Annotated in this window: 12 protein-coding genes and 2 pseudogenes; 6 read left to right on the top strand and 8 right to left on the bottom strand. The window is 71.9% G+C overall.

Annotated elements, in window-relative coordinates; translation table 11 throughout:
* Window positions 1-249: 249 nt before the first annotated feature.
* A complete protein-coding gene (locus tag AB0903_RS03670) occupies window positions 250-3,123 on the top strand; it encodes a glycoside hydrolase family 3 C-terminal domain-containing protein (RefSeq protein ID WP_366698600.1) in 2,874 nt (957 codons plus the stop codon).
* 311 nt (window positions 3,124-3,434) lie between these two features.
* The gene (locus AB0903_RS03665) at window positions 3,435-4,940 is read left to right on the top strand and encodes a DUF6056 family protein (RefSeq protein ID WP_366698598.1); all 1,506 of its coding nucleotides are present in this window, start codon (window positions 3,435-3,437) and stop codon (window positions 4,938-4,940) included.
* On the opposite strand, the gene AB0903_RS03660 is transcribed toward AB0903_RS03665, so the two are convergent.
* The 3 genes from AB0903_RS03660 to AB0903_RS03650 all read right to left on the bottom strand — a co-directional run bounded on the left by AB0903_RS03660 (window position 4,915) and on the right by AB0903_RS03650 (window position 7,512).
* Window positions 4,915-5,892: a glycosyltransferase family 2 protein gene (locus AB0903_RS03660; protein WP_366698596.1), complete on the bottom strand. Its 978-nt coding sequence runs from the start codon at window positions 5,890-5,892 to the stop codon at window positions 4,915-4,917. The genes AB0903_RS03665 and AB0903_RS03660 overlap by 26 nt on opposite strands.
* 212 nt (window positions 5,893-6,104) lie before the next feature.
* Window positions 6,105-7,007, bottom strand: a complete 903-nt coding sequence (locus tag AB0903_RS03655) for a lytic polysaccharide monooxygenase (RefSeq protein ID WP_366698594.1) — start codon at window positions 7,005-7,007, stop codon at window positions 6,105-6,107.
* A gap of 91 nt (window positions 7,008-7,098) precedes the next feature.
* Window positions 7,099-7,512 carry a CBS domain-containing protein gene (locus AB0903_RS03650; protein WP_366698834.1) on the bottom strand — a complete coding sequence of 138 codons (414 nt, stop codon included), beginning with the start codon at window positions 7,510-7,512 and terminating at the stop codon, window positions 7,099-7,101.
* A gap of 498 nt (window positions 7,513-8,010) precedes the next feature.
* Between AB0903_RS03650 and AB0903_RS03645 the strand changes: the two genes are divergently transcribed.
* Window positions 8,011-12,504 (top strand): cation-translocating P-type ATPase, encoded by a 4,494-nt coding sequence (locus tag AB0903_RS03645; protein ID WP_366698592.1) that lies wholly within the window; start codon window positions 8,011-8,013, stop codon window positions 12,502-12,504.
* 19 nt (window positions 12,505-12,523) lie between these two features.
* Here the strand turns inward: AB0903_RS03645 and AB0903_RS03640 are convergent, their stop codons facing one another.
* Complete coding sequence (locus AB0903_RS03640) at window positions 12,524-13,567, bottom strand: endonuclease/exonuclease/phosphatase family protein (protein ID WP_366698590.1); 1,044 nt, start codon at window positions 13,565-13,567, stop codon at window positions 12,524-12,526.
* A gap of 254 nt (window positions 13,568-13,821) precedes the next feature.
* On the opposite strand from AB0903_RS03640, the gene dnaN reads away from it, so the two are divergent.
* A complete protein-coding gene (gene dnaN, locus AB0903_RS03635) occupies window positions 13,822-14,973 on the top strand; it encodes a DNA polymerase III subunit beta (RefSeq protein WP_366698588.1) in 1,152 nt (383 codons plus the stop codon).
* 19 nt (window positions 14,974-14,992) lie between these two features.
* Here dnaN and AB0903_RS03630 read toward each other — a convergent pair.
* Window positions 14,993-15,217: pseudogene (locus tag AB0903_RS03630) on the bottom strand (SAM-dependent methyltransferase); the annotation flags it as partial.
* 9 nt (window positions 15,218-15,226) lie between these two features.
* Between AB0903_RS03630 and AB0903_RS03625 the strand changes: the two are divergent.
* A pseudogene (locus AB0903_RS03625) lies at window positions 15,227-16,174 on the top strand (SPFH domain-containing protein).
* A 301-nt stretch (window positions 16,175-16,475) separates the two neighbouring features.
* Complete coding sequence (locus AB0903_RS03620; RefSeq protein ID WP_366698586.1) at window positions 16,476-17,126, top strand: DUF4360 domain-containing protein; 651 nt, start codon at window positions 16,476-16,478, stop codon at window positions 17,124-17,126.
* Window positions 17,127-17,192: 66 nt separating this feature from the next.
* Here AB0903_RS03620 and AB0903_RS03615 read toward each other — a convergent pair whose 3' ends face one another.
* From AB0903_RS03615 to AB0903_RS03605, 3 genes are all read right to left on the bottom strand, one after another.
* Window positions 17,193-17,996 (bottom strand): amino acid ABC transporter ATP-binding protein, encoded by an 804-nt coding sequence (locus AB0903_RS03615; RefSeq protein ID WP_366698584.1) that lies wholly within the window; start codon window positions 17,994-17,996, stop codon window positions 17,193-17,195.
* Between the two features lie 125 nt (window positions 17,997-18,121).
* Window positions 18,122-18,922 carry an amino acid ABC transporter permease gene (locus AB0903_RS03610; RefSeq protein ID WP_366698582.1) on the bottom strand — a complete coding sequence of 267 codons (801 nt, stop codon included), beginning with the start codon at window positions 18,920-18,922 and terminating at the stop codon, window positions 18,122-18,124.
* Window positions 18,919-19,695, bottom strand: coding sequence for an ABC transporter substrate-binding protein (locus AB0903_RS03605; RefSeq protein WP_366698580.1), 777 nt, complete (start codon window positions 19,693-19,695; stop codon window positions 18,919-18,921). The genes AB0903_RS03610 and AB0903_RS03605 overlap by 4 nt, the downstream gene beginning before the upstream one ends.
* Window positions 19,696-19,840 lie beyond the last annotated feature (145 nt).

Here is a 19,840-nt window from a genome sequence, read left to right as displayed (position 1 = left end):
CGGTGCGTTCCCTGCGACTTCACAGTCGAAGCGCTTCGAAGTTGCAGCGAGATTAAGTGAGGATTGCAAGCCGTTCAAGAGTCGAAGCGAAATTGGCCTCGAGACCGCTCCGGCCCGCGCGGTCCATGGGTTGGGATTTCGGCGGGAGCAGGGACGATACTGGCTTGCACGTCTTGACACACCGCATCGGGCGACTCAGCATCGAAGCGCTTCGAATACATTCCGGTACCGCCAGCCCGAGGGACTCCCGTGACCGACATTCATCTCCCTTTCCGTGACGGCCGGTTGCCCGTCGCCGAGCGCGTCGACGATCTGCTCCAGCGGCTCACGCTCGACGAACGGATCGCGATGCTCCACCAGTTCGCGCCGGCCGTGGAACGCCTGGGCGTAGGCGCCTTCCGCACCGGCCAGGAGGCGCTGCACGGTGTCGCCTGGATGGGGTCCGCCACCATGTTCCCCCAGGCCGTCGGGCTCGGCGCGACCTGGAACGAGGAGCTGGTGCGCCGGGTGGGCGAGGCCGTCGGCACCGAGACGCGCGCCATGAGGGCCCGCGACCCCCGGGTCGGGCTCAACGTCTGGGCCCCGACGGTGAACCTGCTGCGGCATCCGCTGTGGGGCCGCAACGAGGAGGGGTACTCCGAGGACCCCCTGCTGACGTCCGCCGTCGCCGTCGCCTACACCCGCGGTCTGCGCGGCGACCACCCCGTCCACTGGCGTACCGCACCCGTGCTCAAGCACTGGCTGGCGCACAACAACGAGACGGACCGGGACACCTGTTCCTCCTCCGTCCGGCCGCGTGTGCTGCACGAGTACGACCTGCGCGCCTTCCGCGCGGCCGTTCAGGCGGGCGGCGTCGCCGGGGTGATGCCGTCCTACAACCTCGTCAACGGGCGGCCCAACCACGTCTCCCCGCTCCTGAGCGAGGAGCTGCGGAACTGGACCGACCGGTCGCTGGTCGTGTGCTCGGACGCGGGCGCGCCGTCCAACCTGGTCGACTCCGAGCGCTACTACGACACCCATGAGGAGGCCACCGCCGCCGCACTGCGCGCCGGAGTGGACAGCTTCACCGACCACGGCCAGGACTCCTCCGTCATGACCGGCCGGGTGCGCGCCGCCCACGAGCAGGGGCTGATCGACGAGAAGGACATCGACCGGGCCGTACGCCGGCTGCTCCGCATGCGGTTCACCCTCGGCGAGTTCGACCCCGGCACCGGACCGTACGCCGATGCCGGCGCCGCGGACTTCGACACCCCAGGACACCGGGCGCTCGCCCGGGAGTGCGCCGAGCAGGCGGTGGTGCTGCTCAAGAACGACGGGCTGCTGCCGATCGCCGAGGGCGCCCGCGTCGCGGTCGTCGGGCTGCTCGCCGACGAGTGCAAGCTCGACTGGTACAGCGGCACGCTGATCCACCGCTCGACCCCGCTGGACGGACTGCGGGAGCGGTTCGGCGCACAGAACATCGTCTTCGCCGAGGGCACGGACCGGGTCCGGCTGCGGTGCGCGGCCGGCTGGGTGCGGGTGCCCGCGTCGCCCGAGCCGGACCGGGCGCGGGCTCAGGCACCGGGCGCCGAGGGCGCCCTGGACCCCGCGCTGCTCGCCGGGCGCACGGATCTGCCTCCGCTGACCTGCTCCGGCGAATCCTCCGACGCGGCGAGCGAGCTGGCGATGGCCGACTGGGGTCACGGCGTGCTCACCTTCCGCGCCCCGGACGGGCGGTACCTGTCGGTCGCCGAGGACGGCTTCCTCCGCGCCTCCGCCGACCAGCCGGGCGGCTGGGTGGTCCAGGAGACGTTCCGGTTGCGGCAGCACGGTACGGGACACCTCCTGGAGCACATCGGAACGGGACGGTACGTGTCCGTCGCCGCCGACGGCCTGAAGGTTGCCGACATCGGGGACGTTTTCCATGTCGAGGTCACCGAGCGCGGTGAGGACGCGGTAGCCGCGGCCGCGGCCGGTGCCGACGTGGTGGTCGTCGTCGCCGGGAACGACCCGCACATCAACGGCCGTGAGACCGAGGACCGGCAGACGCTCGCCCTGCCGGACCACCAGGAGCGGCTGTGGCGCGCCGCCCTGGCCGCCAACGCGCGCACGGCGCTGATGCTGGTCTCCTCGTACCCCTACGCGGTCGCCGACGCGCACGCCGCGCTGCCCGCCCTGCTGTGGACGGCGCACGGCGGTCAGGCCGCGGGCACCGCCCTGGCCCGGGTCCTCGCGGGCGACGTCTCCCCCGCCGGCCGACTGCCGCAGACCTGGTACGCGGCCGACGCCGACCTGCCGGAGCTGCTCGACTACGACATCATCGGCAGCGGCCAGACGTACATGTACTTCCGGGGCACGCCGCTCTACCCGTTCGGCCACGGCCTGTCCTACGCGTCGTTCCGCTACGGGGACCTGACGGCGGTCGCCGAGGGGGACACCGTCCGGGTGTCCCTCACCGTCACCAACACCGGCACCGTGACCGCCGACGAGGTCGTGCAGCTCTACACCCGGGCCCTGGACTGCGCGGTGCCGTGCCCGTCGCGCCGGCTGGCCGCGCACCGCCGGATCTCGTACGCTCCGGGCGCGGCCCGGCGGGTCGAGTTCGAGGTCCCGGTCCGCGAACTCGGCTTCTGGGACGTGGCGCGGGGGCGATGGTCGGTCACCGCCGGCCGGTACGAGTTCCTGGCCGGCGCCTCCAGCGCCGACATCCGCCTGGGGGCCACCGTGGAGATCGCCGGCGAGGCGTCCGCTCCGCGCACCGTAGTGGGACGTCCGGTCGAGGCGGCCGACTACGACGAGCAGCGCGGCACCCTGATCGTGGACCGGACCAGAGCGTCCGGGGACGCCGTGACACCGGCCGGTGACGGCACTCCCGGAGAACTGGTCTTCCGCCGGTGCGACCTCGAACGCGCCGGGTCCGTGTCCGTCGAGGTGTCCGCGACGGGCCGGGGCGCCGTCGAACTGCGGCTGGCGGACGGGACGGTCCTGGCCGCCTTCGACGTGCCGGCCACCGAGGGCATGTACGACTACGTCACCTCCGTCCGCGGGCTCTCGCAGCCCGGGCCGGCCGGCAGCGGTCCGTACGACCTCCATGTCGAACTGCGCGGTCCCGTCCGACTCGCGCGGCTGGTCTTCTCGGCGTAGCGGCCGGCACCCGCGTCCCCTTTCGCGCGCCGCCGCCCCCGGAGGTGCGGGCGTGCAGTGGCACCGGCGTCCCCGGAGGCGCGGGCGTCGGCGTGGCACCGGACGTGTGGTGCCACCGCCGTCCCCGGAGGTGCGGTGTCGGCATGGCAGTGGACGTACGCTGCCCGTACCGCTCCTGGAGGAGCGCCGTCGGCACGGCCCGGGGCCTGTCGGCACGACCCCGCGATCTTGCCCACCGGAGAATGGAACGCGACTTCGTGGATTCACCTCTACGAGGTCGGTTCTCAGTTCTCCCGGAAGGCAGTGGTGAAATGGCCCTCGACGCACCGGGCGTCACCGTCGTACACGACGACGATCCCCGTGTGCCGGGCGACGGCCCGCCCGGGCGGTTCGCGCGATGGCGGCCCCTGTGGCCCGTGGCCCTGTCGCTGCTGCCGCTGGGACTGCTGGGGCTGGCGTCCTGGTACGGCCGGCACGTGCGGCCGAGCGCAGACGAGTGGTGCTTCCTGCCCGTGGTCCGCGAGGACGGTATCTCGGGTCTGATCGGCACGTTCTGGTTCACCGACAACGGGCGGCTCGCCAACGGCCTGCTGGTCGGACTGTACGCCGAGTTCCCGGTCGGCGGGCATCAGTGGTTCGGCCTCGTCAGCGGTCTGGTGATGCTGGCGCTGCTCTGGGCGCTGACCGTCCAGGTGCTGCGCAGGACCGGCCGACGGGTGCCGCGCGGCGTGCCGCTGCTGGTCGCCGCGACGGTCTGCGCGGTGTTCCTGTTCGCCACGCCCAACACGTACAAGACGTTCTACTGGCCGGCCGCGTCCGTCTCGCACACCCTCGCACCGGTCCTGGCCTGCGCCGCGGCGCTGCCGCTGCTGTGTGCCCGTGGACGGACGGGCAGGGTGGCCGCGCTGGCGACGGTCGTGGCCGCCGGCGTGTTCCTGGGGACGCTGTCGGAGGAGGCGTCGGTCGTCGCTCTGGTCGTGCTCTCGGGCGTGGTGCTCTTCGCCCACCGGATCTTCACCGAGCGGGCGCGCCGTTTCGCGCGGACCTGGTCGCTGGCGGGCGCCGCCGGAGTCGCGGTCGGCACACTGTTGTTGGTGACCTCGCCGGGGTCACGCAACCGGCGCGACCGGTACGGGGCCGAAACCACGTCCATGCTGGCCCCGGAGTCCCTGCTGGGCTCGCTGCGCGGCTACGCGCAGATCCTTGAGACGGTCCTCACCACCTGGCAGTACGCCGGCGCGGTCGCGGTCGGCGTGCTCCTGGGGCTGGTGGCACGCGGCCGGCGCGGCGCAGCACCGGTGCTGCTGCCGCCGCGACCGCTGTTCCTCGTGGGTCTCGGAACCCTGACCTTCCTGGTGTCCGGCTATCTGTGCACCGTCATCACCTATCCGGTCTTCGGCATGAAGGTGGTCACCACCGAGCGCACGTGGAACGACTACCTGCTGTTGTACGTTCTGCTGCTGGTGGCCGCCGGCGCGTTCATCGGCCGGACACTCCGGCCGCACCTGGCCGGGTGGCGGACGGGCGCCGCGAAGGCCGCGGCCGCCGCCGTGTGTGCCGTGGCGGTCGTGGGACTCGTGGGCCCGCTCGTCGGCCTCGGGCAGGACATGCGGGTGCGTGCCGAGCGGTGGGACCGGCAGGACCGCTTCCTGCGCGAGGGCGCGGAGCGGGGAGCCACGGAGCTGCCCTACACGCCGTTGTCGGTCGGCAGGATGCTGGAACCGTTCAGCCGGGAAGGGCGCAGGAAGTGGCCGGCGCAGTGCGTCGCCGACTACTACCGGCTGGACGAGGTCACTTACTCAACGCGGCTTCCCTGACGGGCGCGTCGGGCTGCCCGGGGGTGCTTTCGTCGGTCTCCCGGATCACGTAGTGCGGCCGGCCCTTGACCTCGTGGTAGATGCGGCCGACGTATTCGCCGACGATTCCGAGGGTGGCGAGCTGGATCCCGCCGAGCCCCACGATGGCAGCGATCAGTGTGGCGTAGCCGGGGGTGTCGACGCCGTCCAGGAGGACGTTGCCGATGACCCACAGCGCGTAGACGAGCGCCGACAGGAACAGCCACAGTCCGGTATGGATCGCCAGCCGCAGCGGGCGGCTGTTGAAGGAGAGCAGCCCGTCGATGCCGTACTCGAACAGCCGCCGGCCGCCCCACTTGGAGCCGCCCGCCGCTCGCTGCACGTTGGTGTAGGTGAAGCTGACGGTGTCGAACCCGATCCAGGAGAAGAGCCCCTTGGAGAAGCGGTTGGACTCCGGCATGGTCAGCAGGGCATCGACGGCCCGGCGGGACAGCAGCCTGAAATCTCCCGCTCCGTCGACGACTTCGACGTCCATGGAACGGCGGACCAGGCGGTAGTAGGTCTGGCTCAGCACCGTCCGCAGCGGGCTTTCACCCGTGCGGTCCCGCTGGGCGACGACCTGGTCGTAGCCGTGGCGGTGCAGCTCCAGCATGCGGGGCACCAGGCGGGGCGGGTGCTGCAGATCGGCGTCCATGAGGACGACCACGTCACCGCGCGCCATGCGCAGCCCGGCGAGCATCGCGGACTCCTTGCCGAAGTTGCGGCTGAAGGAGGTGTAGCGGACGCGGGGGTCCGCCGCCGCCAGTTCCTTGAGGCGCGCCCTGGTCCCGTCGCCGCTGCCGTCGTCGACGTAGCAGATCTCGAAGGCCGTGGCGGCCGGTTCAAGGGCGCCGGTCAGCTCCTGGTGGAAGGCGTCGATGACGTCTTCCTCGTTGAAGCACGGCACGACGACCGAAGTATGGACCGTTGTCATCTCTCTCCATGCGCTGTGGCGGACGGGCTGCTTCCGCGCGGCCCACTGCACGGAGGAAGAGGGCAGACGGGACACCGGGGTTGCCTTCACGCCGGCTCGGAGCTCCGTTCGTCACCGGGCATTGGGCCGTCGGCGGGCGCGTCCCGGTTCCGTTCTGCAGGGCCCGGTGGCGGGTGGTCAGGTCCGCGGCATGTCCGGTCGGCGGCCTCCGGTCAGATCCGGTTCCGGCGCCGGAGCACGAGGGAGCCGCAGAGGGAGACGAGCGCGAGGGTGGCGGCGCCGACACCGAACAGAACGGTGGAGCGCTCACCGGCTGCGCCGCCCGCCGCCGCCGGACCGGCCCGCCCCGCGGACGGGGCGGGGGCAGGGGTGGAGGCAGGCGTGGAGGAAGGAGACGGCGTGGAGGAAGGAGACGGCGACGGGGCCGCCGGTGGCGGCGGCGTACCGGGCCGTGCGCCGCTCTGCCGGACGTCCTCCTCAGGCGTGAGGATCACGTCCGAACACGAGTAGTACGTGTCAGGTGTGTCCGTGTTCCGCCAGACGACATACAGCACATGACGGCCCGTGAGCCCTGTGGGCAGACGCGCTCCGATCCGGTACGCCCCGCCCTCGAGCGCCGGATCGGTGGCCGTGGCGAAGGGGCGGGCATCGAGATCGGCCCACGTCAGGGCTGACAGGGGGTCATAGCCCTGCCGGGTCAGGTACAGCTCGAACGTTCCCCGGTGCGCAATGCTCGAGCGGTAGGTGAGCGTGAACGCGCCGCCCGCCTTCAGCGGCGTGGCCGGCCAGTCGGCGCGGACGGCGTCGAGGCCGCGGTATGCGTCGAGGCCCGCACTGCACAAGCGTCCGTCCGGCACGGCCTCACGGTCCCTGCCGCCGACGCCGGGCAGCCGCAGGTTGTCCCACGCGCCGATCGCGGCTCCCCCGTTCGCGGCGACGGCGGCCCGGCACGCGCCCGACGCACGCTGCGCCCCTTCGAGCCCGCAGACCGCGGCCCTGCTGACCGGGTCGGTGGTCGTGCCGTGCGCCCGGGCGGGTCCGGCGGCGGCAAGCAGAACCAGGACTGCGGCGCCGGCCGGCGCGGCGACGGCTGCGATGCGGCGACGTCCGGTCATCGGCTGCGGACCTCCTCGGTGCTCGACGGCTGCCGTGGAGTACGTCCGTGTCGCGGCCGGCGTTCAGTGCGGCGGGCGGGGCCGGCGGAGGTCAGGTGGAAACGGCTTCGAGCAGATCGCCGACCTCGGGGTCGGGCAGGGCGCGTGCGACGTCTGCCTGGGCGACGATGCCGACCATCGTGTGGCCGTCGATCACCGGGAGCCGGCGGACCTTGTGCCGGCTCATGGTCCGCAGGATCTCTTCCGCTTCGTCGTCCGCACCGATGGTCACCACTTCTCCCTGGGCGAGGTCGCCGGCCTTCACCCGGGCGGGATCACTGCCGGCGCCGAGGACCTTCACGACGATGTCACGGTCGGTGAGCATGCCCTTGAGCCTTTCGTCGGTGCCGCAGATGGGCAGGGCTCCGACGCCCAGTTCGGTCATCTTCTTGGCCGCGTCCAGGGCGGTCTCGTTGGCGCCGATGCAGGTGACGTCCGAGGTCATGATCTCGCGTGCGGTCGTCATGGTGGACTCCTCCTCCTCGTTCCCGGCGGCCTCGGTGGTGGATTGCGCGCCTGTAGTGGTGGCCGACGGGGCGGCGAGAACGCCGCCGTCGCGGCGCAGGACCGCGTAGCCGACCCCTATACCGATGGCGACGGGCCATTCCAGTACCTCGGCGGCTCCCAGGACGCCCAGGCCCAGGTAGAGCGGAAGGCCCTTCTTCGCAGGCAGGACCTGCCGGGCGACGGCGACGGGGAGCATGGCGGCGTTCAGCGCGCCGCTCGCCACCCGGCCGGCCGAGGGCATGCTCAGGGGGGCCGGGTGCCGTCTGGCTTCCGACGATGGAGGGGTGGCCTCGGAAGGGGGCCCGGCCGGCCGCTCACCCGGGGCGGCCGTACCGGTGCCGGACGGGGGGTGAGTTCGAGGTGTGGAGGTCACGGATATCGCCTCGCCTGGTCGATCATGAACTCGTTGGTCTCTTATCAATAGGTCTATCCCGTATCGCCCCTTTCATGAGCTTCGATGAGACTGCCGGTGCAGGTTCTTCGCATCGACCGCACTGAACGCCAGGAGGCACGCCTCATGCCACCGGAGCACGCCTCTCTCCTCGGAGCACCACCTTTCCTGCGTTCGATCGTCTCCGGCGTCGCTTCTCGTACGGCGTCCGGTGCCCGGGCTGCCTGGGGGGTGGCACACGGTCTTCTGGACGGGTGCGGCCGTGAGGTGTCGTGGTCGTCCGGGCGCTGCTACGTCGCGGTCTGCGGCGTCCACGGGCCGAAGGGGAAGGCCGTCGCCCGTCGTGTGGTGCGGGCGCTGGAGGAGCATCCGGGGGTGGTGTGGGCGCGGGTGAACGCACCCATGGAGCGGGTCGTCATCGCGGTCGGTTCGCCGGCTCCCCCCGAGAGCGAGCTCGTCGCGCTGGTGGAGCAGGCCGAAGGCGACCATGCCGCGGATGCGGAAGCATTCGACGAGTGGCAACCGGAGCCGCACCACCCGGCGGAGGGTCCGCCCTTCCCGGCGGTGCCGGCCCTGGTGGCGGACACGCTGGGGCTGGCTCTGGTGACGTTCCGGCGGCTCGCTCCCTGGATCGGCCTGCCGCCGGAGGTCGCCGGCGGCATCGACGTCGTACGCCACCATCCGCGGCTTCGGCACCTGGTCGAGGACATCGGTTCGAAGGAGCAGACCGACTCGCTGCTTCCGGTGCTCGGCGCGCTGGTGCAGGGCGTGGCCACGGGTGGTGGAGGGCTCGTCCTGGACGTGCTTCAGCGTCTGGCGGTGTGGCGGGAGGCGGACGCAGAACGCACGGCCTGGCGCGAGCGCGAGCCCGTGCTCGTCCGTGGACCGGAAGAAGCCTCGGCCGAGGCGGTCGCGACCGGCCGGGCGGGCCCGCCGCCGCGGGACGGTGCCGACCGGTACGCGGAACGGTCGATGGCGGCGGGCATCGCCGCCGGTATGGCCGCCGTGCCGTTCGCCGGTGTCCGCAAGGCGATCGCGGTCGGTCTCGCCTCGGTGCCGAAGGCGCCCGGCGCGGGGCGTGAGGGCTTCGCCACGGCTCTGGGACGCTGTCTGGCATTGCGCGGTGTGGTGACGATGGACCGCACAGCGCTGCGGCGCCTGGGGCAGGTCGACACGATCGTCCTGGAGGAGGCGGCCCTTCGGGGGGACCGGTACGAGCCGGTGGACCTGGAACTTCTGGGGGGCGCTGATCCCGGGCAGGTCTCCGAGCGGCTGTTCGCGATCTTCGACTCCGACAGGCCCCTGGCCGTCGGCCGCTCGGGCGACTGGGTGCTCGGTCCGTTGGACGAGCTGGACCTGAAAGGGCGGACCGGCCGCAAGGCGGCGAAACGACTGCGCAGTCGCGGCAGTGAGAAGACCCTCGGGCTGGCACTGGGGCATCGCCTTCAGGCGGTGGCGGGGCTGGGCACCCGGTCGGCGCCCGGAGCCGAGGCCGTCGCCGCGGCGGCCCGCCGGGCGGGCGCACGGGTCGTGGTGGCGTCCGACCGGGAAAACCCCGGCTTGACGTTCGCCGATGCCGTGGTGCCCGCGGGCGACCGTCTGGCGGCTTCGGTTCGTATCCTGCAGGCCGAGGGCGCGGTCGTTCTGCTGATCTCCGGCAATCGCCGCGCGCTGGGCGCCGCCGACTGCGCGATCGGCGTGCGGCGCGAGGATGAGCACACCCCCTGGGGCGCGCACATTCTGGTCGGAGCAGATCTTGAGGCGGCGGGCTTGATCGTCGACGCTGTGGGGGTGGCCGCGGTGGTGGATCGCGACAGCCACTACCTGGCCGCGGGCGGGAGCGGGGTCGGGGCCGTCGCCGCCCTGCAGGGACCGGCCTGGCGAGCGACCGCGCGGGCGCTCGCGGTGAGCAACACGGCCGGGGCGGCGGCGTTCTGCCTCGGCACCTGGCGCGCCCGGCAGCTGCTGAGCCGCCCCCTCACGCCGCCGGCGACCCACGTCCCCTGGCACCTCATGCCCGCCGACCGCGTCCTGGAGCGGCTGCAATCCCGCCCGGCGGGCCTTTCCGTGCAGGAAGCGACGGAACGCAGTCCAAAGGCCCGCCCGGGGGAGCCGACGAAGCTGAGCCTGCCGTACGCCTTCGTCGAAGAGCTCTCCAATCCCCTCACCCCGATCCTCGCCGGCGGCGCCGCTCTCGCGGCAGCCGTGGGGTCCCGGACCGACGCCGCGCTGGTCGCCGCCATCACCGGGTTCTCCGCACTGGTCGGCGGCGTCCAGCGGGTGCGGACCGATCGCGCGCTCGCCGAGCTCTTCGCCCAGTCGGCCATCGGGGCCCGTGTGCGACGCGAGGGACGGGAGCGTCTGGTCACCTCGGGCGACCTGGTACCCGGCGACGTCGTCTCGCTGGGGCCCGATTCCGTCGTGCCCGCGGACTGCCGTCTGCTCGAGGCGGAGGGCCTGGAGGTCGACGAATCCTCCCTGACCGGCGAATCCCTGGCCGTGCGCAAGGATCCGGCGCCCGTGGTCGCCGCACACATCACCGGACGCCGTTCGATGCTCTACGAGGGCACGACCGTCTCCGCCGGACGCGCCGTCGCCGTCGTCGTGGCGACCGGCTCGGCCACGGAAGCCGGACGCAGTCTCGCCACCGCCCGCCAGGCCGCACCGGAAACGGGCGTCGAGGCCCGGCTCTCCTCCCTCACCCGCGCCAGCATGCCCATCGCCCTGGGGTCGGCCGCCGCCGTCGCTCTCTCCGGCCTTCTCCACGGCCGTCCCCTGACCGACGATCTCAGCTCCGCCGTCAACCTGGCCGTCGCTTCCGTCCCCGAGGGCCTGCCCTTCCTCGTCAACGCCGCTCAGCTCGCCGCCGCGCGCCGTCTGGCCGACAGAGGCGCCCTCGTCCGCAACCCCCGCACCATCGAGGCACTGGGCCGCGCCGACGTCCTCTGCTTCGACAAGACCGGAACCCTGACCGAAGGAACCCTGGAACTCACCGGCGTCAGCGACGGCGAGAACGCCGTGGCCCTCGACCGGCTCACCCCCCTCCACAAGGACGTTCTCGCCGCCGCCCTGCGCGCCACGCCGCGCGCCCGGCAGGCCGAACCGCCGGCTCACCAAACCGACCGGGCCATCGTGGACGGCGCTCGCCGGGCCAACGTCACCACCCGCACCGGCGCGGCCCGCTGGCGGCGCAGCGACGCCCTTCCCTTCGAGCCGGCCAGGGCGTATCACGCCACCGTCGGCAACACCGGCGGCGGTGTTCTGCTCAGTGTGAAGGGAGCGCCGGAGAACGTGGTCGACCGGTGTACCCGCCGTCGGCAGTCGCACGGTGCCGTGGCTCTCGACGACGCGGCCAGGAGGGCCCTCGCCGCAGCGGCCGAGGAACTCGCGGCAGCGGGCCGAAGGGTCCTGGCCGTGGCCGAACGCCGTATGGAGAGCGGTGAGGAACTCGCCGACGAATCCGTGCATGAGCTGGTCTTCATCGGCTTCCTCACCCTCGCCGATCCCGTGCGCGACAGCGCGGCGCCCGCGACGGCCCGACTGCGCGAGGCCGGTGTGCACACCGTCATGCTCACCGGCGACCACCCGGCCACCGCCGACGCCATCGCCTCCAGCATCAGCGACGACGTCGCGCAGCCCAAGGTCTGCACCGGCCCGGAGATCGACGAACTCGACGACGCCGCCCTGGACGAGCTGCTGCCCGCCGTCGACGTCATCGCCCGCTGCAGCCCCGGTCACAAGGTCAGGATCGTCCAGGCGTACCAGCGCATCGGCCGGGTCGTGGCCATGACCGGCGACGGAGCCAACGACGCCGCCGCCATCCGCCTCGCCGACGTCGGCATCGCACTCGGCCGCCGCGGCACTCCGGCCGCGACCGCGGCCGCGGACCTCGTCGTCACCGACGACCGGCTGGAGACCATCGTCTCCGCCCTCATGGAAGGCCGTGCGATGTGGACCTCCGTCCGCGCGGCACTCGCCATCCTGATCGGCGGGAACCTGGGCGAAGTGACCTTCAGCGTCCTCACCTCCGCAGTCACCGGTACCACTCCGCTGAACGCACGTCAGATCATGTTGGTGAACCTCCTCACCGACCTCGCCCCGTCCCTCGCCATCGCGGTGCGCGAGCCGTCCGGCCAGACCGGTGAGCGCCTTCTCGCCGAGGGTCCCCACCACTCACTGGGCACCGCCCTCACCCAGGAGATGCTGGCCCGCGGCATCGTCACCGCTCTCGGCGCCGGCCTGGCCTGGACGGCGGCGCGCCTCACGGGCCGCGGCCGGCGCGCTGCCACCGTCGCCCTCGCCGCCGTCGTCGGCACGCAACTCGCCCAGACCCTCACCACCGGCGGCGCGGACCGCAACGTGCTGATGGCGGGACTCGGCTCAGCGGCCGTCCTCGTCGCCATCATCCAAGTCCCGGGCATCAGCCAGTTCTTCGGCTGCACCCCGCTCGGGCCCGTCGCCTGGGGCATCACACTCGGCGCGATCTCCGTCGCCACCGTCTTCGGCCACTTCCTCGCACCTCTGATCACCGCACGCCTCGCACCGGGCGACGACGGGTGATCCGCGCGGCCGGCCGGGATCACAGGGTGATGCGGGCCGCGATCGGCAGATGGTCGCTGCCTGTCGCCGGCAGCGAGCGGACACGGACCACCTTCGCGGACCGGGTCAGGATCTGGTCGATGCGTGCGACGGGGAACGACGCCGGCCAGCTGAAGGCGAACCCCGGGCCCGGCACGCCGACCTGTGCCAGCACCGGATCGAGCCCGCGGTCGTCGACGGTGCCGTTGAGGTCGCCCAGCAGGATCACCCGGGACGGCCCCTCCGCGGCGAGGGCGGTGCCGAGCAGTCGGGCGCTCTCGTCGCGCCAAGCAGAGCTGAAGCCGCCGCTCGGTCCCAGGCGCACCGACGGCAGATGGGCGACGTGGACGGCGACGTCGGCCCGTGGAGTCAGGACGGTGGCCCGCATTCCGCGGTTCCAGCCGGGTCCGATCCCGCGGGGTTTGATGTCCACCGGCCGCACGTCCCCCAGCGGGTGTCTCGACCAGAGGCCCACGGTGCCCACGACGGCGTGGTGCGGAAGGTCCCGGGCCAGCGTCTTCTCGTAGGCGGGCAGCGCCTCCGGCATGACCTCCTGGACGGCGACGATGTCCGGGCGTTCGCGCAGCAGCGCCCGCGCGGTACCGGCGGGATCGGAGTTCACATCGCTGACGTTGTGCTGCACGGCGATCAGATCGGCCGGTTCGCCGGGCGGGGGCAGCAGCAGCGCGCCGAAGAGCCACAGCCAGGCGGCGGCCGGCAGCAGCAGGGCGATCAGGGCCGTGACGGAACGGCGCAGCAGGCCGGCGACCAGGAGCACGGGGACCGCGAGAGCGAGCCAGGGCAGGAACGTCTCCAGCAGGCTGCCGAGCCGGGCGACGGTGTTCGGCACGGCGGAGTGGAAGACGAGCAGGCAGGCGACGAGTCCGGCCAGGACGGCGATCACGCGCCCGCGACGGAAGCGGGAACTCCCTCGGTGGTCCGTACCCCAAGTCCCCTTCCACGGAAGCCCGATGCTCCCTCGCGGCGTGTCCGTACCGCTGTCGTCCCTGTCGTCCCTGTCGTGCTCGTCCGGGTCGTCGTTCATGTCCCGCCACTCCTTTTCCCGTGGGCCGACGATCCTGCCAGGTCCGGAACGGGCCGCTGTCAGTAGCAGCCGATAGCGTCACCGCACCACCGAAGCACCACGGAAGCACCGCCGACTCGTGACCGACGACTCACGACCGACGCACGGCCGGCTCACCACCGACGCACGGCCGGCTCACCACCGACGCACGGCCGGCTCACCACCGACGCACGGCCGGCTCACCACCGACTCACCACCGATGAAAGAGGGTTCGCATGAAGTTCGGGATCGAACGCGAGGTGCTGGCCGATGCGGTCGCGTGGGCGGCTCGGGTGCTGCCGACGCGGTCCCCGGTCCCGGTGCTGTGCGGGCTGCTGCTGGAGGCCGACGGCGACGGTCTGCTGCGCGTGTCGGGGCTCGACCATGAGGCGTCCGCGCGAATCGAGGTCGCGGCGGACGTCGAACTGCCCGGCCGGGTGCTGGTCATGGGGCGCAGACTGCTGGACGTCTGCCGGGTCCTGCCGGGTGGACGGGTACGGTGCACGGTGGAGGGCTCGCGCTTCGCCGTGAGCGGCGGGGGTGCCCGTTTCGGACTGTCGGTGCTGCCGCGCGACGACCACCCGGCCCTGCCGGAACCACCGGAGTTTCGCGGAGAGGTGGACGCCGGCGCGTTCGCCGCGGCGGTGGGGCAGGTGGTGGTGGCCTCGGGGCGCGACGAGGCGCTGCCGGTGCTGACCGGGATCCGGCTGAAGGTGGACGGCGGGACCATGACGCTGGCAGCCACCGACCGCTACCGGTACGCGGTACGCACGCTCGAGTGGAAACCGGTGGCGCCGGACGTGTCGGCGGATGTCGTGGTGCCGGCCCGGCGGCTCGCGGAGATCGCCCGGTCGCTGGACCGGCCCGGCACGGTCCGCGTCGCACTGGACGGCGGCACGATCGGCTTCGGAAGCGACGGTATGCGGATGACCGCCCGGCTGCTGGACGGCAGGCTGCCGGGCCACGACAAGCTGTTCGCCCTGCCTGAGGGCGCCGTGGCGGTGGCCGGGCGGGCGCCCCTGCTCGAGGCGGTACGGCGGGTGGCGGTGGTCGCGGAGGGCGACAGTCCGCTGCGGCTGGCGTTCTCGGCCGGCTCGGTCCGTCTCCGGGCCGGGCACGAGGACGATGTCGCCTCCCAGGAAGTGCCTGTCACCCTGGACGGGGCGACGGAGATGACGGTGGCGTTCAATCCGGCGTACCTCGTGGACGCCTTGTCGTCGTTCGAGACGCAGGGGGTTCGGTTCCAACTCCTCGGGCCCGGGCAGCGGGCGCTGCTCAGCGGTGTACCGGACGCCGGTTCGACCGAGGGGAAGGAGGGCCACGAGGGGGGCGAGGGGGCCCTGGACTCGCATCGGCATCTACTGATGTCGGTGAAGCCGCAGACGTGAACCGGGCGGCACCGGCCGGTCAGCCACCAGTGGGCCTGCGCGCCGTCACGAGGCGGAGTCGCGGACTGCCGTCGGCGAGGTGACCCAGCTCGGTCAACGGCCGAAGCTCCACGGTGAATCCGGCGCGGCCGAGGTCCGCGAGCACCTCCGAGAGCGGGAAGGTGCGGTAGTACATGACGAACGTCGGCCACCACAGGGCGTTGCACAGCCGCATGGCCCCGTCGAAGCCGAGCAGCTTCCAGTAGAGCGAGGGGTGTGGCGCGCGGCGCCACTGGAGCTGATCGCCACGCTTCTCACCGAGACCGCGCAGCAGTACGCCCTCGACGTACTGGCCCGCACGCCGCTCGCGTCCGCACTCGCCGACAGCGTCGCGGCGGTCCGCACACGCATCACGGACGCGCTCGCCGCGGAGCCGCGGCTGCCGGGCCACCGGCATCGAGGTGGTGGCGGCCCGGGTCGTGGCGATCCGCCCGGAGCCCGAAGTGGAACGCGCCCTGCGCACCCCGGCGCGCGAACAGATCCAGCTCGACCGGTTCCTGTTCGGCCCCGAGGACGTGATCGTAGTGGTGGGGCAGGACGGTCTGGTCGCCAACACCGCCAAGTGCCTCGGGGGCCAGCCGGTCGTGGGCATCGACACGGAACCGGGCCGCAATCCGGGGGTCCTGGTGCGCCACCGGGCGAAGGACGCACGGCGGCGGCTGCGCTCCGCGGCGCTGCCCGGCCGCACCGCCGACGAGCTGACGATGGTGGAGGCCGTCGCCGACGACACCAAGCGGCTGCCGGCCCTCAACGAGATCCATCTGGGCCCACCCGGCCATCAGACCGCCCGCTACCGTCTCGGCCACGACGGCGACGGGACGGACACGGAGCCCCAGGCGTCGTCCGGGGTGCTGGTCGGCACCGGTACCGGCGCGACGGGGTGGCTGCGCTCGGTGTGGCAGGACGCGGCAGTCGGCTCGCACTGCCGGGCCCCGCCGAGTCACGGCTCGTGTGGTTCGTGCGGGAGGCGTGGCCGTCCCCCGCGACCGGAACGACCAGGGTGGCCGGCGCGCTGGAGCCGGGCCAACGACTGCGGATCACCGTCGAGTCGGACCGTCTGGTGATCTTCGGCGACGGGATGGAGAGCGACTCCCTGAGTCTCACGTGGGGGCAGTCGGTGTCCCTCGGGATCGCGGACACATCGCTGCGGCTGCTGGATTGAGCCGCGGGGACCACCCGGCGGGCCGCCCCGAATGGCCAGAGATCGCTCTAGCCGCCCCCATCACAGGTATTTACCATTCCATCAACTCCCGTCCTTCAGAGGCCGGGAGCCCCGGTTGCAAATATGTCATGTGCATGACTTTTCAACAAGTCCGGCATATGCGCCGCGGGACGAGAGATCGCTCCAGTGCAACTGATCCGTGACGGCCGCGTCGCCCAGGCGGCCGACCGCACCCCAACCGGCGGCAGGCATTCGTGTGTCACGGCCGCCCGGCACCTACAGCAATGGATCGGAGAACCCAATGACCGGTGGACTGCTGGTGAGCGGCGCGATCGCCGCGCTGTTCGCCTCCGCGCTCCCCGCCCAGCACAGCCCCTCCGCCATCGCCGACCCGCCACCGGACAAGATCGTGATCGAGGTCGCGACGGTCAACGGCTCCGGATGCCCCGCGGGGACGGCCGCCGTCGCCGTCTCACAGGACAACACGGCCTTCACCGTGACCTACAGCAACTACCTCGCCCAGGTCGGCGGCAACTCCCCGGCCACGGCGTTCCGCAAGAACTGCCAGCTCAACCTGATCGTGCACGTCCCGCAGGGCTTCACCTACGCGATCGCGAGCGCCGACTACAGAGGTTTCGCCTCGCTGCAGCCCGGCGCGACCGGCACGGAGAAGGCGTCGTACTACTTCCAGGGCTCGCCGAGCACCGCGTACCGGTCCCACACGTTCGAGGGGCCGTACGACGACAACTGGCAGGCCACGGACACGACGGACTGGGCGCAGCTGGTCTGGGCGCCCTGCGGTGTGCAGCGGAACTTCAACATCAACACCGAACTCCGGCTCGACGCGGGCACGTCGGACCCGGCGAAGACGAGCTTCATGACCATGGACTCGACCGACGGTGACATCAGCACGATCTACCACATGGCCTGGAAGGAGTGCCCGGGCCGCTGATCCGGACCGCCCCGGCCGGGACTCCCCCACCCGGCCGGGGCACCGGCGCCGGGCCCCTGCGAGCCGTCACAGCTCCTCGGCCGGGTGTTCGGGTTCCGTCTCGTGCGGCTGCCCGGCGGCGGCCGGGTCGAGGATGCGCGTCAGGAAGTCCCGGGTGCGCGGCTGCCGGGGGCCGCCCACGACCTGCGCGGCCGGCCCTTCCTCGACGATCACTCCGCCGTCCATGAACACCACCCGGTCGGCGACCTCCCTGGCGAAGCTCATCTCGTGGGTGACGACCATCATGGTCATGCCCTCGGCCGCCAGTTGCCGCATGACCGCGAGGACGTCGCCGACCAGTTCCGGGTCGAGCGCGGAGGTCGGCTCGTCGAAGAGCATCACCTCCGGGTCCATGCTCAGTGCCCGGGCGATCGCCACCCGCTGCTGCTGGCCCCCGGAGAGCTGCGACGGATAGGCATCGGCCTTGTCCGACAGACCGACGCGCTCCAGATTCCGGATCGCCACCTGAGCGGCCTGCGCCTTCCCCCGGCCCAGCACCCGCCGCTGCGGAAGGGTGAGGTTCTCGGTGACACTGACGTGGGGAAAGAGATTGAACTGCTGGAAGACCATGCCGATACGGCGACGCACCGCGTCGATGTCGACATCGAGGTCCGTGACCTCGGTGCCGCCGACGAACACCTGGCCCGCGGTCGGCTCCTCGAGCAGGTTCACGCACCGAAGCAGCGTCGACTTGCCCGAGCCGGAGGGGCCGATCACACACACCACCTCGCCCCGGGCGATGACGAGGTCGATGCCGCGCAGGACCTCGTTGTCGCCGAACGACTTGTGCAGGCCCCGGATCTCGATCTCCGGCCGATCGGTGCCGCCCATGCTCACGTCGCTCCTGCCGTTCGTGTCCCTCGCGGCGCCGCTGCCGCTGCTTTCCCCGCTGTCGCCGTTGCCGCCACTGCTGCTCGCGTTCGCCGACGACCGTGGCACGAACCGCATACCGGCCGTCACCCGGCCTTGCCGGCACGGGCCTCGAGGCGGCGCACCACGAAGCTGAGGGGCACGGTCACCAGGAGGTAGCAGAGTCCGGCCACGAGAATCGGAGTCGAATTGGCCGTCTGGCTCGCCAGGTCCCTGCCGAACTTGGTCAACTCCCGCTCCTGGAGGGTGACTCCGAGGAACAACACGAGAGAGGAGTCCTTGAAGAGGAGGACCAGTTCGTTGGTGAGCGGCGGGATGACGATGCGGAACGCCTGCGGAATGACGACGGACACCATCGCCCTGCCGTGCGAGAAGCCCAGTGAACGGGCCGCCTCCATCTGTCCCTTGGGCACCGCCTGGATTCCGGCCCGGATCGTCTCCGCCATGTAGGCGGCGGCGACCAGCCCCAGACCGAGGGCGACCTTCCCGTAGGTACCGCCGGGGATCTCCGCACCCGGGAAGGCCAGCGGCACTGCCACCCCGACGAAGATGAAGATCAACAGTGCCGGAAGGCCGCGGAAGATCTCGATGTAGACGCCCGCCACCCACCGGTAGGGCGCGACCGACGACAGTCTCATCAGCGCGATGACGAGGCCCAGGACCAGCCCGAAGGCGAAGCCCGAGACCGTGTAGACCACCGTGTTGCGCAGCGCGGTCGTGATGATCTCCGGGAACAGTTCGGAGGCGAGGTCCTTCTGCGCGAACTGGTTCTGCAGCCGGTCCCAGTCGGCCAGCAGGCCGATCACGACGAGGACCGCCACGAAGATCGCGTACTGCAGGGCCCGCGACACCCGCCGACGCTGGCGGCGGGTGAGACGTGAGGTCACGACCGGCCCTTGGGCAACGGACCGATCCACTCCTCGTAGAGCTTGTCGTACGTGCCGTCGGCGCGGGCGTCCTCGATCGCCTTGTCGATGGCGGCCCGCAGCTTGTCGTTGCCCTTCTTCACCGAGAAGCCGTACTGCTCACCGGTCTCGATGTTCTGCCCGAGGACGAACCGGTCGGCGTTGGCCTTGTCCTTGAGCCAGCCCTGGACGACCGGGTAGTCGATGACGACCGCGTCGACCTGGCCGGTGCGCAGCCCGTTCAGTACGGCGTCCGAGCTCTCGAAGGCGACCGGGTCGAAGCCCTTTCCCGTGGCGTAGCTCTCGCCGGTGGTCTCGGCCTGCGCGCCCAGCTTCTTGTTCTGGGACTCGATGGCGTCGAGCGACGTCACGCCGCTCTCCTTGGTGGCCAGCAGCGCCTGGGTGGCGTCGAAGTAGGGGACGGAGAAGTCCACGTTCTTCTTGCGCGCATCGGTGACGGTCATGCCGGCGGCGGCCAGATCGCACTCGCCGGAGTTCAGGAACGCACCGGTCTTGAAGTTCTCGAAGGGGGTGTCGAGGATCTCCTGTTCCACCTCGAGGTTCTTCGCCACGAGATCGATCAGCGCGACGTCGAAGCCGACGACCCTGCCGTCCCTCTCGAACTGGAAGGGCGGATAGGGGAGGTGGGTGCAGGTCGTCAACTTGCCCTTCTCCACCACCGGAACGCCGCCCGCCGCCGTCCCCGGTCCCTCGCCCGAGGAGCATCCGGCGGCGAGGAACGTCCCGGCAGCCATCACGCCGGCGGTGGCGCGAACGCGAAAGCTGCTGCGGGGGGTGCGGTGGCCGCTGGCCGTCCCTAACACGGTGACCTCCATGGGTGGTTGGGCGGAAGGCCGCGTCCGCGACCGCCCGCCGCGATCGTAAGCCACGGGGTACGTG

The sequence above is a fragment of the Streptomyces sp. NPDC048389 genome (assembly GCF_040706335.1).
Lineage (GTDB): Bacteria > Actinomycetota > Actinomycetes > Streptomycetales > Streptomycetaceae > Streptomyces.
This window is presented reverse-complemented; position numbering and strand designations above follow the sequence as displayed.